The 11,887-nt window shown below is 70.7% G+C and carries 12 protein-coding genes; 6 read left to right on the top strand and 6 right to left on the bottom strand.

Features of this window, described 5'->3' with window-relative positions:
- Positions 1-38: 38 nt before the first annotated feature.
- Both J5X75_RS27710 and J5X75_RS27705 read right to left on the bottom strand, forming a co-directional pair.
- A complete protein-coding gene (locus J5X75_RS27710; RefSeq protein WP_208470447.1) occupies positions 39-461 on the bottom strand; it encodes a BON domain-containing protein in 423 nt (140 codons plus the stop codon).
- Positions 462-513: 52 nt separating this feature from the next.
- Positions 514-1,260 (bottom strand): HD domain-containing protein, encoded by a 747-nt coding sequence (locus J5X75_RS27705; protein WP_238489540.1) that lies wholly within the window; start codon positions 1,258-1,260, stop codon positions 514-516.
- A gap of 69 nt (positions 1,261-1,329) precedes the next feature.
- Here J5X75_RS27705 and J5X75_RS27700 point away from each other — a divergent pair, with 69 nt between their 5' ends.
- Together J5X75_RS27700 and J5X75_RS27695 are read left to right on the top strand one after the other, a co-directional pair.
- Positions 1,330-2,289 carry a LysR family transcriptional regulator gene (locus J5X75_RS27700; RefSeq protein WP_208470446.1) on the top strand — a complete coding sequence of 320 codons (960 nt, stop codon included), beginning with the start codon at positions 1,330-1,332 and terminating at the stop codon, positions 2,287-2,289.
- A 992-nt stretch (positions 2,290-3,281) separates the two neighbouring features.
- Positions 3,282-3,485 (top strand): hypothetical protein, encoded by a 204-nt coding sequence (locus tag J5X75_RS27695; RefSeq protein ID WP_208470445.1) that lies wholly within the window; start codon positions 3,282-3,284, stop codon positions 3,483-3,485.
- Positions 3,486-3,543: 58 nt separating this feature from the next.
- Here the strand turns inward: J5X75_RS27695 and J5X75_RS27690 are convergent, their stop codons facing one another.
- Both J5X75_RS27690 and J5X75_RS27685 read right to left on the bottom strand, forming a co-directional pair.
- A complete protein-coding gene (locus tag J5X75_RS27690; protein WP_208470444.1) occupies positions 3,544-4,317 on the bottom strand; it encodes a hypothetical protein in 774 nt (257 codons plus the stop codon).
- 619 nt (positions 4,318-4,936) lie between these two features.
- Positions 4,937-6,064, bottom strand: coding sequence for a glycoside hydrolase family 12 protein (locus J5X75_RS27685; protein ID WP_208470443.1), 1,128 nt, complete (start codon positions 6,062-6,064; stop codon positions 4,937-4,939).
- Positions 6,065-6,222: 158 nt separating this feature from the next.
- Between J5X75_RS27685 and J5X75_RS27680 the strand changes: the two genes are divergently transcribed.
- The 4 genes from J5X75_RS27680 to J5X75_RS27665 all read left to right on the top strand — a co-directional run bounded on the left by J5X75_RS27680 (position 6,223) and on the right by J5X75_RS27665 (position 11,096).
- Positions 6,223-7,812, top strand: coding sequence for a lysyl oxidase family protein (locus tag J5X75_RS27680; RefSeq protein ID WP_208470442.1), 1,590 nt, complete (start codon positions 6,223-6,225; stop codon positions 7,810-7,812).
- 183 nt (positions 7,813-7,995) lie between these two features.
- The gene (locus J5X75_RS27675) at positions 7,996-10,260 is read left to right on the top strand and encodes a M4 family metallopeptidase (RefSeq protein WP_208470441.1); all 2,265 of its coding nucleotides are present in this window, start codon (positions 7,996-7,998) and stop codon (positions 10,258-10,260) included.
- 29 nt (positions 10,261-10,289) lie between these two features.
- On the top strand, positions 10,290-10,763 hold the full coding sequence (locus tag J5X75_RS27670) for an SRPBCC family protein (RefSeq protein WP_208470440.1): 474 nt from the start codon (positions 10,290-10,292) through the stop codon (positions 10,761-10,763).
- A 75-nt stretch (positions 10,764-10,838) separates the two neighbouring features.
- A complete protein-coding gene (locus J5X75_RS27665) occupies positions 10,839-11,096 on the top strand; it encodes a hypothetical protein (RefSeq protein WP_208470439.1) in 258 nt (85 codons plus the stop codon).
- Between the two features lies 1 nt (position 11,097).
- Here the strand turns inward: J5X75_RS27665 and J5X75_RS27660 are convergent, their stop codons facing one another.
- Both J5X75_RS27660 and J5X75_RS27655 read right to left on the bottom strand, forming a co-directional pair.
- The gene (locus J5X75_RS27660) at positions 11,098-11,553 is read right to left on the bottom strand and encodes a hypothetical protein (RefSeq protein ID WP_208470556.1); all 456 of its coding nucleotides are present in this window, start codon (positions 11,551-11,553) and stop codon (positions 11,098-11,100) included.
- A gap of 5 nt (positions 11,554-11,558) precedes the next feature.
- Complete coding sequence (locus tag J5X75_RS27655) at positions 11,559-11,801, bottom strand: molybdopterin dinucleotide binding domain-containing protein (protein WP_307798312.1); 243 nt, start codon at positions 11,799-11,801, stop codon at positions 11,559-11,561.
- Between the last annotated feature and the right edge of the window lie 86 nt (positions 11,802-11,887).

The raw sequence follows: 11,887 nt of genomic DNA, 5'->3' as shown, positions 1-11,887 counted from the left end.
GATGTTACCGGAGCCCGGTATCCGATGTGGACATCCGGTCAATCGGCGGCGAGACGGGGCAACAGCACCAGCAGCACCACCGCGAGCGCCGCCAGCACGACAGCCGCCTTGAACAGCCGCTCCCTGCGCAGCCGGGCCCGGATCAGGCGGGCCGCGTCCGGCCGCTCACCCGACCACTGAGACACCAGCCGCTCGAACGGATCCGTGGTGGCGTCGGCCGGGCAGGCCGTCTCCAGGCGGTTGCAGACATCGGCGACCCCCGGGAAGCCGCCGGCGACCTCACCCGCGACAGCCCTCGCCCGAACCGAGCCGACCACGCCGGTCAGCGTCACGACCCGGTTCTGCGCCACCACACCGATGGGCTCACCCGCGAGCCGGGAATCGGCCAGGATCCGCTCGGTCACCCGCCAGGCCAGCCGCAGATCCGGGCTGATCACCGGCGGGTCTTCGAAAGGCCCCATGCTGTACTCCGTCCACTGCGCGGCGCGCTCGGCCCCCCGTGGGACGACGCGGTTACACGGCACAGTCTGGGAAACGGGTGCAAGCCGCCAGGATCGCGGCGAAACGGCGGCGGCCGAGATCGAGCTGGCCGCGGATGTGCTCCTTCACGTCGGCGTCCAGCGGGGTGTCCGGGCGGTCGAGGTGCGCCCGCAGGATCGGTACGGCCGGGTCGTACTTGCGGGCGGACCGCGCCACCAGCGGCCCCGACGAGTGGATGATGCCGACACCGTTGTCGGTGAAGTCGGACAACTTGATCACCCGCGCCCACGGATCCCCGGCCAGCGACGCGGTGAGATGGTCCAGGTAGTGCCGGATCCGGTCGGCCCCGGCCGGTCGCGGCGGCACCGTCACGGCCGCGACCAGAGCGGCCACCCGCGGATTGTGCCGCCGCGCGATGACCGCGAGCGCCTCCCCGGCCGGTGGCGGCCCCGCCCGCTCGGCGCCGGTGACGGCCCACGGCTGGTCCTCCACGACGTCGTGGAGCAGACCCGCCACCAGCACGTCCGGATCAGTGACCCGGTAGTGGCAGAGCATCCGCAGGGTGACCCGCAGCGGATGGTTCACGTACGGCTCCCGGGTGCGGCGCTGCCCCGCGTGCAGGTGGGCCGCCCAGCCGGCGGCGCTCGCGACGTCGGTCCGGCCCTCCGGTGGGAGCCGGCCCAGTTCCAGGTCGAGCCGGCGCCGGAGCCCGGCCTCGCCGTACACCTCGGTCACCGCGTGCAGCGGCATGACGGTCAACTGCGCGTCCGATGTGGTCATGGGTTCATGATCGTGGATGCCGATCATCGGAAGAACTATGTTCTGCGCGAGTGCTCATAGAATAGTTCTATGGCCAATCCCCGGGTCTCCTCCGACGCGCTGGCCGCCTTCGCGGTCTTCGCCGACCACCTCAACATGACCCGCGCGGCCAAGGAGCTGCACATCAGCCAGCCGTCCCTGCACTCCAAACTGGCGACGCTGGCCCGCGAACTGGGGCGACCGCTCTACCTGCGGGCCGGCAACCGGTTACGGCTCACCGCCGACGGCGAACGGGTGGCCCGGTTCGCCCGCGACCATCAGGAACGCCTCGACCTGTTCCTGGCCGAGCTGCGCGGGGTGCCCGCCACCCGCCCACTGGTCATCGCGTCCGGCCACACGGCGTACCTCTACCTGCTCGGCGACGTGATCCGCGGCATGCTGTCGGAACGTCCCGGCAGCCTGCGGCCACTGCACACCAACCGGCAGGAGATGCAGGCGGCCGTCCGGACCGGACAGGCCCACCTCGGCGTGTTCAGCCTGCACGTGCTGCCCGCCGACCTGGTCACCGTGCCGATCGCCCGCTACCCGCAGATGCTGCTCATGCCCGCCGAACACCCGCTCGCGTCCCGCCGCTCCCTGCGCCTGCGCGATCTGGCCGGCGCCGAACTGATCGTCCCGCCGCCGACCCGCCCCCACCGGATCAACCTGGAACGCGCCCTCACCGACGCCGGCATCGGCTGGACGATCGCGGTCGAGGCCGAGGGCCTGCCGATGACCCTCGACTTCGCGGCCCTCGGCGTCGGCCTCGCCGTCGTCGCCGGCTGCGTCGAACCCCCACCCGGCCTGGTCGCCCGCCCGATCGCTGACCTGCCGCACGTCACCTTCCACGCCATCCACCGGCCGGGCGCCCTCGACGACCCGCGCGTCGCCGACCTGTTCGCCCGGATCCGCGAGGCCGTCCCCGCGCCGGCCCGCCGCCGCGCTGCCGGCCGGCCGCGTTCCCGTGGTCCAGCCCAGCGTTCCGCTTCCGCCCCTTCCCGGTACGCGTGACCCCGTCCCGTTCCTTCCAGGACAGTCCCGCCCAGCCACGCGAGCTCCCTGCAACTCCATCCTTTGCCGCGCCCGCCGGGCTGAGCTCGGTGGCCGGCCGATCGCGCAGGCTCGCTGCAGCTCCATCCTTTGCCGCGGCCGCCGGGCTGAGCTCGGTGGCCAGCTGGAGGGGTGTGACGGGACTGGACCGCTATTGCGATCAGATTCGCGGCGCTGCCGCCACCGCTCCCGCCCACACGTCGATCTTGGTCGATTTCACACCGTTTTCGGTGGTGAGGCGCCCAAGATCTCGCCGGTTCGGTGGGTGCCGGCTGCGCGGCGGCCTGTTCGGATAGGGGAGGTGTCTATGGATCCTGCGTGGGTGCGTCCCGAAACGCGGTTCGTGGTGTGAGAGCCGCGCGTCTTGCATGCCGGATCGCGCGATCTTGAGTACTTCCCCACCGGCGGCGGTGGTGGATCGTTCAAGATCGGCGCTGGGTCGGTGCTGGGTTGGTGCGGGTGGCGCTGCCACTATCGCTCCTGCCCGCGCGCCGATCTTGGACGATTTTCCACCGTTTTCGGTGGTGAGGCGCCCAAGGTCTCGCCGGTCTGGTGGGTGCTGGGTGCGCGACGGGCTGTTCGGACCGGGAGGGTGTCTATGGATTTTGCGTGGTGGTGTTTCGCAACGCGGTTCGTGGTGTGAGGGCCGCGCGTGTTGCATGCCGAATTGCGGATTCTTGAGTGCTTTGCAACCCGAGGCGGTGGTGGATCGTTCAAGGTCGGCGCTGGGTCGGCGCTGGGTCGGTGCGGGTTGGCGGCGCCGTCACCGCTTCTGTCATTGCGTCGATCTTGGACGTTTTCCTGCCGTTTTCGGTGGTGGGGCGTTCAAGGTCTTGCGGGGATCTGGTGGGTGACGGATGCGTGGCCGGCTGCTCGGGTCGGGAGGGTGTCTATGGATCTTGCGTGAGTGCGTTTCGCAACGCGGTTCGTGGTGTGAGGGCCGCGCGTCTTGCATGCCGGATCTGCGCGATCTTGGGTGCTTTTCCACCGGCGGCGGTGGTGGATCGTTCAAGATCGGTGCTGGGTTGGTGCTGGTGCTGGTGCTGGTGCTGGTGCTGGGCTGGGTTGGTGCGCCTGCGGTGGTGCGGTCGCGCGAGGTCAAGTCGAACGCGGCCGTCGGCATTGCGTTTGGCGCGCCATGCGGTGGATTGTCCTAAGTCGACGTTAGGGCGGTGTGGGAGTTGGCGGCGTTGGGACGCTGAGCGGGGAAGCGGTTCAGCAGCCGAGGCGAGTGGAGGAGAGGGCTATGTCGTCGATCCAGAGGTTGAACTCGGTGGGGGTGGTGTTCGGCTGGTAGAGCTGCCAGCCGATCTTCACGGTGTCGACCGCGGGCAGGATGAACGGGACGTCGTTGCCGCCGTGGTCGGTGGTGGAGGCGGTCAGGTCGGGGTTGGCGACGCCGTCGATCCAGACGGTGATCCGGTTGTCGGCACGGTCCAGGGACCATTCGAAGCACTGCCAGGTGTCCTCGGCCACCGGGGCGGATTCGCGCCACTCGGTCCAGTCGCCGGTGGGGCCGCCGTCGGCGCCGATGCCCCAGAACGTGCCGGGGACGGTGGGGGCGTACTGGCCGCCGATCGGGCGGACCACCTCGGGGCTGCCGGTTCCGGTGGCCTCCACCAGGGTGAAGTGGGCCCAGTCGGGGGCGGTGGGGAAGGCGTCCACCCGCAGCCGCATGCGGCCGAAGAAGCGGTTGCCGGGCGCGGCGAAGTCGTCGACGCGGAGAAAGGCTCGGCCGTTGTCGACCGTGCGGATGTGCAGCTGCTTGCCGTGGCGGGCGCGTTCGACGGTGAGGGTTCCGTTGCGGGTGTCGACGCCCCAGTTCAGGGTGTTCGGGCCGCCGGACGGTAGCCGGTCGAAGTCCTCGCAGAAGAGCAGGTCCCGGGTGCAGGATCCACGGTGGACCGCTCCCGCCGGGCCCGCCGGGACACTGCCGGCCGCGACGGCGGCCACCAGGGCCGCGGCGCACGCGGCGATGAGCTTGCGCATAGTTCTCCTTCGGAAGTCCTTGAGCGGCGAACGATTTCCCGTCCCGGCCGCGACCGACCGTCGGCCGCGCCGGTCTGTGTCTTGGACTGCGGGTGGCGAGGGTCGAGTCGAGGGTGAGTCGGTGTTTACGGCTGGTGGGTGGTCGGGCCGGTGCTGGCGGGTGGCCGAGGCGAGGTGGGAGCGAGTTGGCGTTGCGCCTGGCGGGTGGCCGGGGCGGAGCGGGAGCGAGTTGGCGTTGCGCTTGGTGGGTGGCCGGTCGGGGGTGCGTTGGCGTCTGCGGTTTGGGTGGACGAGCCGGGGGTGAGTTGGTGCCGGTGGGTGGTGGGTGGTCGGGCCGGGGTGAGCTGATGCTTGTGGCTTTGGGTGGTCGGACCGGGGTGAGTTGGTGCCGGTGGGTGGTGGGTGGTCGGGCCGGGGTGAGCTGGGGTTTGGGGGTGATGGGAGGGGTGGGGTGAGGGTGAGGTTGGGCTCACGCCCGGCGGGCGCGGCATGGCCGGGAGGGGGTGGCTGGCTTGCGTGGAGCGGGCGGGGCGAGGGGGGTGTGGTTGGGGAGGTGGTGCGCGTACGAGAAAGGGGTGGGGAGAGGCCGCCGGACCGCGACGGCCTCTCCGGAGGGTGATCAGGCTCGGGTGCAGGCGGTGCCGTTCAGGGTGAACGTGGTGGGTGCGGTGAACGTGCCGCCGTAGGTGCCCTGGAAGCCGAAGGTCGTGCTGCCGCCGGCCGGGATGGCGCCGTTGTGGCCGGCGTTGCGGGCCGTGATCGCGCCGGAGGTGCCGCTGAGGGCGGCGTTCCAGGAGCCGGTGACGGACTGGCCGGACGGCAGGGTGAAGTTGAGCGCCCAGCCGTTGACGGCGCTGTTGCCGGTGTTGGCGAGGGTGACGTTGGCGGTGAAGCCGGTGTTCCAGACGTTGGTGGCGTAGGTGACCCGGCAGGCCGCCGTGCCGGTGGGCGGGCTGGACGGCGTGGACGACGTGGACGGCACGGTGCCGCCGCCGTTGACCGTCGCGGCGAAGCTGTTGACCGCGAGGCCGGCGCCGCCGATCCAGGGTTCGAAGCCGGCCTGGATGCTGGTCAGGTACCACGAGCTGGTGATGGCGCCGCGGTTCTTCACGTCGGTGATGAAGTCCAGGACGCTGAAGTTCCAGCTGCTGATGGGGGAGGGCGCCACGTAGGAGACGACGGCGTTGGAGCCGTTGCTGCCCTGCCACACCTCCCAGGAGCGGCCGCCGACGGTGGCGGTGCCGACCCGGGAGCCGATCGGCTGGATGTTGCCCTGCCGGTTGAACCAGATCATGATCTCCTGCGCGTTGACGCCGTCGGTCTTCGGCGAGGGGTCGAGCCAGATGTCGTAGGAGGCGTTGTAGGTGGCGCCGGAGACGAAGTTGTAGCTGATGCTGCTGGTGGCGCTGCTGATCGCGTCGACGCGGATCGGCAGGTTCGTGCCGGGCGAGCACCTCGTGTAGTGGCAGCCGAAGTAGACGGCCGGGTAGGAGACGGGGGCGCCGCTGGTGCTGCCGGTGCCCTGCTGGCGGGTGATGGTGAAGCCAGAGGCGGTGACGTTGATGCACTGTTCGGCGCTGGTGCCCCAGCGGTTGTTCATCGCGATGTAGCGGCCACCGACGGTGGTGGCACCGTACTGATCGCAGATGAGGGTGTCGGCCTGGGCCGGGCCGGCCAGGGTGAGAGCGGTCAGCCCGGTCGCGGCCAGGAGGCCGGCGGCGAACAGGGCACGGAGAGAACGGGCCACAGGAAGCTCCTTAGGGGATTGTGGGAGCGCTCCCAGGTCACGTTAGCTTCCTCCCGGGTTCGTGCCAACGGGTATCTTCCTCACAGGATTTTCATAGCCGTCCTATTCGGATGATCCGGCCGCGGCCGTCCCTCGGCCGCACCGACCGGAAGGACAGCATGACCGATCCGACGAATCGTCGTCGCCGTTCCCGCCTGCTGACCCTCGGCGCCGTCACCGGCGCCCTCGCGCTCACCGCCGCCGGGGTGGGGGTGGCGCAGGCCGCGGCCTCGCCGCCGCCGCTCGCCTTCGTGGCCGCCACCACCGCGGTGACCGCCGAACGGTACGACTACGACGGCGACATCTATCTCTCGCTCGACCTCGGCCTGCACGTGGTCGCCGGCAAGGACCCGTTCGAGATCTGGGCCAAGCGCGCCGGGTACGACAAGCCGATCACCGCCGAGCGGTTGGTGGTGCAGAACGGCAAGAAGAAGAAGGTGGCCCTGCCGGCCGGGACCGTCACCGACTTCTACGGGCTCAAGGACTTCACCACGATCAGTTTCGCCGACGAGTCCGGGGCGAAGGTCGCCGAGTACAAGACCACGTTCTGCGGCAACGGCTGGGGGTCGGCGCGGACCCGGCCGGACGCGCCGGCGACCAACCCGTACCCGACCGGCTGCAACGGCTACAACCCGTTCACCCTGGGCGCCGTCTGGGGCGTCCAGGCCGGGTGGAACGCGCAGGTGCCGGACCAGCCGGACTACGCGCCGGGCAAGCCGGCGTTCGACCTGGCGCCCGGTAAGTACACGGCTACCGCCACGGTGAACCCGGTCTACCGGGAGCTGTTCGGCATCCCGCAGGGGTCGGCGAGCGCCACGATCGGCGTCACCGTGGTCGACGCGGACGAGGGCGGCGAGGAGGCCGCGCTGACCAAGGCCAGGAAGGTGGAACCGGCCGCCGCGCCGCCGGCCGAGGGCGAGCACGCCCTGCACGCCGGTGAGGGCGACGCGAGCCGGCAGGTGTCGTCGTACCTGCCGGAGTTCCGTGCCCCGGCCAAGCGCCCGGCCACGCTGAAGGCGGCGCCGGCGAGCGGGCCCAAGCCGGACCTCAAGTCGCTTCCGGCCTGGGGGATCACCCTCAGTGACGAGGACGGCAAGTGGTACGTCAACTTCGGCGCCACGGTCTGGAACGCCGGCACGTCTCCGCTGCTGGTGGACGGCTTCCGCCGGACCGGAACGGATCTGATGGACGCCTACCAGTACTTCTTCGACGCGAAGGGCAACCAGGTCGGGTCGAAGGAGGCCGGAACCATGGAGTGGGACCCGCGGGAGGGTCACAAGCACTGGCACTTCACCGACTTCGCCCAGTACAACCTGCTCTCGTCCGACCAGAAGCTGGCGGTGCGCAGCGGCAAGGAGGCGTTCTGCCTGGCCAACACGGACGCGGTCGACTACACCATCGCGGGCGCGAAGTGGCGGCCGGAGAACACCTCGCTGGAGACCTCGTGCGGTGCGGACACCGTGGTGGCGGTGCGTGAGGTGCTGGACATCGGCAACGGTGACACGTACAGCCAGGACCGGCCCGGCCAGTCGTTCGAGATCACCGATCTGCCGAACGGCACCTACTACATCCAGGTGCTGGCCAACCCGGAGAAGAAGCTGGCCGAGCTGAGCACCACCAACAACACGGCGCTGCGCGAGATCATTCTCGGCGGCACGCCGGAGGCGCGGACGCTGACCGTTCCGCCGGTGCACGGCCTCGACGGCTGACCGATGACGTTCACCGCCGGCGCCCGTTGTGGGGCGTCGGCGGTGAATATATCGATTGAGGCTTATAAGTGCTGTTCAGGGCCGCTGATATGACTCGGAAGATATAGATGTTCTTCGCTTGAAGTTCTCCATACTGAGCCGACACGTCGTTCGACGTGTCCATCGGGTTCGGGGAGGAACCAAGTGAAGAGACCCCTTGCGCTGGCCGGCGTCACCCTGCTGGCCGGCAGCGTCCTCGTCGCCACCGCCACGAGCAGCTCGGCGGCGCCCACACCCCCCGTCACTCCGCCCTCGGAAGCGCAGGCGGTCCGTACGGCCGAGAACCACATCGACGCCCGCCCGGCGGCCATCGAGGCGGCGCCCGGCGAGACCTATGCCGTATACCGCACCACGGTGGACGACAGCGGCGCCGCACACGTCCGCTACACCCGCGAATACCAGGGGCTGCGGGTCTACGGCGGTGACTTCGTCGTGCACTCCCGGCCGGGCGGCGCCTTCGACGGCACCTCGGTCGGCCTGGACGCCCCGCTCAGCCTGAGCACCACCGCGAAGGTCAGCGCGGCCAAGGCGCAGAAGGCGGCCAAGGCCCGCTTCGAGGGCCGGATCACCGGCACCGGGACCCCGGAGCTGTTCGTCGACGCGAGCTCCGGCACCGGTGTGCTGGCCTGGGAGACCCTGGTCAGCGGCTGGGCGCCGGACGGGCAGACCCCGTCCAGGCTGCACGTCATCAGCGACGCGGTCACCGGCGCGTACATCGGTGAGTTCGACGACATCGAGACGGTCGCCGGCACCGGGGCGAGCCTCTACTCGGGCAGCGTCACCGTCGACACCACCCTCTCCGGCTCCACCTACAGCATGATCGACCCGTCGCACGGCAACGGCCGCACCTGCGACATGAACAACGGCACCAGCACCTGTACGACCTTCACCGACGCCGACAACGCGTGGGGCACCGGGGCCACCTCGAACCGGCAGTCCGCCGGGGTCGACGCCCACTTCGGCGCCGCCAAGACGTTCGACTACTTCAAGAACGTGCACGGCCGCAACGGCATCTTCGGCAACGGCACGGGCGTCCCGTCCCGCGTCCACTACGGCAACGCCTACGTCAACGCGTTCTGGGACGGATCCCAGATGACCTACGGCGACGGCTCCGGTAACTCCCGGCCGCTGGTCTCGCTCGACGTCGCCGGCCACGAGATGTCGCACGGCGTGACCGAGAGCGTGGTCTCCGGCGGTCTCACCTACTCCGGCGAGTCCGGCGGCCTCAACGAGGCCACCAGCGACATCTTCGGCAACATGGTGGAGTTCTACGCCAACACCAGCGCCGACCCGGGTGACTACCAGGTCGGTGAGAAGATCAACATCAACGGCAACGGTACGCCGCTGCGGTACATGTACAACCCGACGCTGGACGGGGCCTCGCACGGCTGCTGGTCCACCAGCACGAACAGCGTCAACGTGCACTACTCGTCGGGCCCGGGCAACCACTTCTTCTTCAACCTGGCCGAGGGCACCGGGGCGACCTCCTACGGCACCTCGCCGGTGTGCGGCTCGGCGCCCGCGGTGACCGGCATCGGCCGGGACAAGGCGGCCGCCATCTGGTTCCGGGCGCTGGACTCCTACTTCACCTCCAACACCCGCTACGTCAACTCGTCGAACCCGGCCAACACCTCGCGCGCCTACACCCTGCGGGCCGCCACCGACCTGTACGGCTCCTGCTCAGGCGAGTACCGCGCCGTGCAGGCCGCCTGGACCGCCGTGAACGTGGCCGGCAGCGACGCCACCTGCTCCACCGGCAACGACTTCTCGGTGACCGTGTCGCCCACCTCCGCCTCGGTCAACCCCGGCTCGTCCGCCACCGCCACCGTCAGCACCGCCGTCACCAGCGGCTCGGCGCAGACCGTGACGTTCAGCGCGAGCGGCCTGCCGAGCGGCGCCACCGCGTCGTTCAGCCCGGCCTCGGTCACCGCGGGCGGCACCTCGACGGTCACCATCGCCACCACGACGGCCACCCCGGCCGGCACCTACACCGTCACCCTCAGCGGCGCCGGCGCCTCGGCGACCCGGACCGCGTCGTTCACCCTGACCGTCAACGGCGCGGGCGGCAGCTGCTCGGGCACCAACGGCACCGACGTGACGATCCCGGACAACACCACCGTCACCTCGACGATCGCGATCAGCGGCTGCGCCCGCAACGCGTCGTCGACCAGCACCGTCGAGATCCACATCGTCCACACGTACGTCGGTGACCTGGTGGTGGCCCTGGTCGCGCCGGACGGCAGCGCCTACACCCTGCGCAACCGGAGCGGCGGCAGCGCCGACAACATCGACACCACCTACACTGCGAACCTGTCCTCCGAGGCGGCCAACGGCACCTGGACACTGCGGGTCCAGGACGCCGCCACCGTCGACACCGGATACATCAACAGCTGGACCCTGACTCTCTGAGAGCCGGGGGCGGTCGTCAGGATGAGGGCATGACGACTCCTCAGGACGACAGCCGTATCGTCAGCGCCGGCCGCGTGATCGCGGCCGGCGCCGACCGTATCTTCGAGCTGATCGCCGACCCGGCGCGGCAGCCCCGCTGGGACGGCAACGACAACCTCACCGAGGCGGCCGCCGGCCAGCGGGTCCGGTCCGCCGGCCAGGTCTTCGCCATGACCCTCACGAACGGTCAGGTCCGGGAGAACCACGTCGTCGAGTTCACCGAGGGCCGGCTCATCGCCTGGCGGCCCGCCGAGCCCGGGCAGGCGACGCCCGGCCACCTGTGGCGGTGGGAGCTGGAACCGGTCGACGCCACCCACACCCGCGTCACGCACACCTACGACTGGACCGAGCTCACCGACGAGCGGCGCTTCCCCAAGGCGCGGGCCACCACCGGCGACCGGCTCCAGGCGTCGGTGGACCGCCTGGCCGCCGTCGCCGAGGACGGGCGGCCGGTCACCTCCTGATCGCGGCCGTACACATGTCCCGGCGGCGAGGGACAATGGTCGATGGTGGGACGGCCGGCAAGGGAAGGTGACGCCATGGGAACCGGTGACAGGCAACGCGAGTTCGAGCAGATCGTGGCGGGCCTGACCGCCGACTACCCGTCCCTGGCGGGCCGTCGCCGCTGGTCACGCACCACCCGGGCGGTCGTCGCGGTGGCCGGCGGCGTGGTGTGGGCGCTGCTGTCGGTGGCGATGGTCGCCTGGGGGACCGCCGGGGTGCTGCTCACCCTCACGGTGGTCGCCCTCGCCGCCACGGCGGCGGTCGTCGACGCCCGCCGCCGCCGTCGCTGGTGAGTCAGGCGACCACCAGGGCCTGCGGAGCGGACTGTTTCATCCGGGTGCGCAGCCACCTCAGCTGTCCGGCGGTCTCGCCCTCGCACCGCTGGACCACCTGATCCAGGTCGTCGTCGCGGACCCCCTTGGCGGCCTGCCCGACGACGGTCCAGCAGATGTCGCACTCGGCGGCCATCAGGTAGAGATCCTGGAGATCGCGCAGCAGGCCGATGCCGCCGGTCCGGGTGCCGCCGAACAGTTCCGAGTGCAGCCGGTCCGGCTCGTCCGGTGCGTCCTCGGAATAGCGGCGGGCGAACGGTTCGAGCAGCTCGGCGTGCCGGTCGCACTGGACGGCGAGCCGCTCGCACAGGTGCGCGACGTCGGGTTCGTCCCGGTGTGCCGTGGCCACCTCACGGAAGGCGGAGGCCAGGTTGGTCTGGGCGCGGTGCAGCAGGCCGAGGTAGTGGGCGAGATGCATCGTCGTCACTCCGATCCGGCGAGCCGCGTCACCCGTACCGCCGCGGTCTTGAAAAGGGGTTGTTGGGAAACCGGGTCCCAGGCGGTGAGGGTGAGCTCGTTGGCCGCCCGGGGGACCGGCTCCTTCTGGTCGAAGTAGCCGTAGTGGAACGGGACGAACACCGCGCCGGGGCGGATCCGCCCGATGCGTGCGGTGGCCTGGATGGCCCCGCGGGGCGAGGCGATACCGACGAGATCGCCGTCGGTGATGCCGAGCCGGGGGGGGGGGGGGGGGGGGGGCGGGGCCCCCCCCCCCCCCGCCCCCCCCGGGGCCCCCCCGGCCCCCCCGGGGGGGG

The organism is Actinoplanes flavus (genome assembly GCF_017592555.1).
In the GTDB taxonomy this organism is placed as follows: Bacteria; Actinomycetota; Actinomycetes; order Mycobacteriales; family Micromonosporaceae; genus Actinoplanes; species Actinoplanes flavus.
The sequence above is the reverse complement of the archived record's forward strand: the minus strand, read 5'-3'. Positions and strand labels throughout refer to the sequence as shown.

Coding starts and splice junctions, on each gene's coding strand:
- J5X75_RS27680 (WP_208470442.1), top strand. CDS start 6,223: ATGACCGATCCGACGAATCGTCGTCGCCGTTCCCGCCTGCTGACCCTC.
- J5X75_RS27665 (WP_208470439.1), top strand. CDS start 10,839: ATGGGAACCGGTGACAGGCAACGCGAGTTCGAGCAGATCGTGGCGGGC.
- J5X75_RS27690 (WP_208470444.1), bottom strand. CDS start 4,317: ATGCGCAAGCTCATCGCCGCGTGCGCCGCGGCCCTGGTGGCCGCCGTC.
- J5X75_RS27695 (WP_208470445.1), top strand. CDS start 3,282: ATGCCGGATCTGCGCGATCTTGGGTGCTTTTCCACCGGCGGCGGTGGT.
- J5X75_RS27705 (WP_238489540.1), bottom strand. CDS start 1,260: ATGACCACATCGGACGCGCAGTTGACCGTCATGCCGCTGCACGCGGTG.
- J5X75_RS27710 (WP_208470447.1), bottom strand. CDS start 461: ATGGGGCCTTTCGAAGACCCGCCGGTGATCAGCCCGGATCTGCGGCTG.
- J5X75_RS27700 (WP_208470446.1), top strand. CDS start 1,330: ATGGCCAATCCCCGGGTCTCCTCCGACGCGCTGGCCGCCTTCGCGGTC.
- J5X75_RS27660 (WP_208470556.1), bottom strand. CDS start 11,553: ATGCATCTCGCCCACTACCTCGGCCTGCTGCACCGCGCCCAGACCAAC.
- J5X75_RS27670 (WP_208470440.1), top strand. CDS start 10,290: ATGACGACTCCTCAGGACGACAGCCGTATCGTCAGCGCCGGCCGCGTG.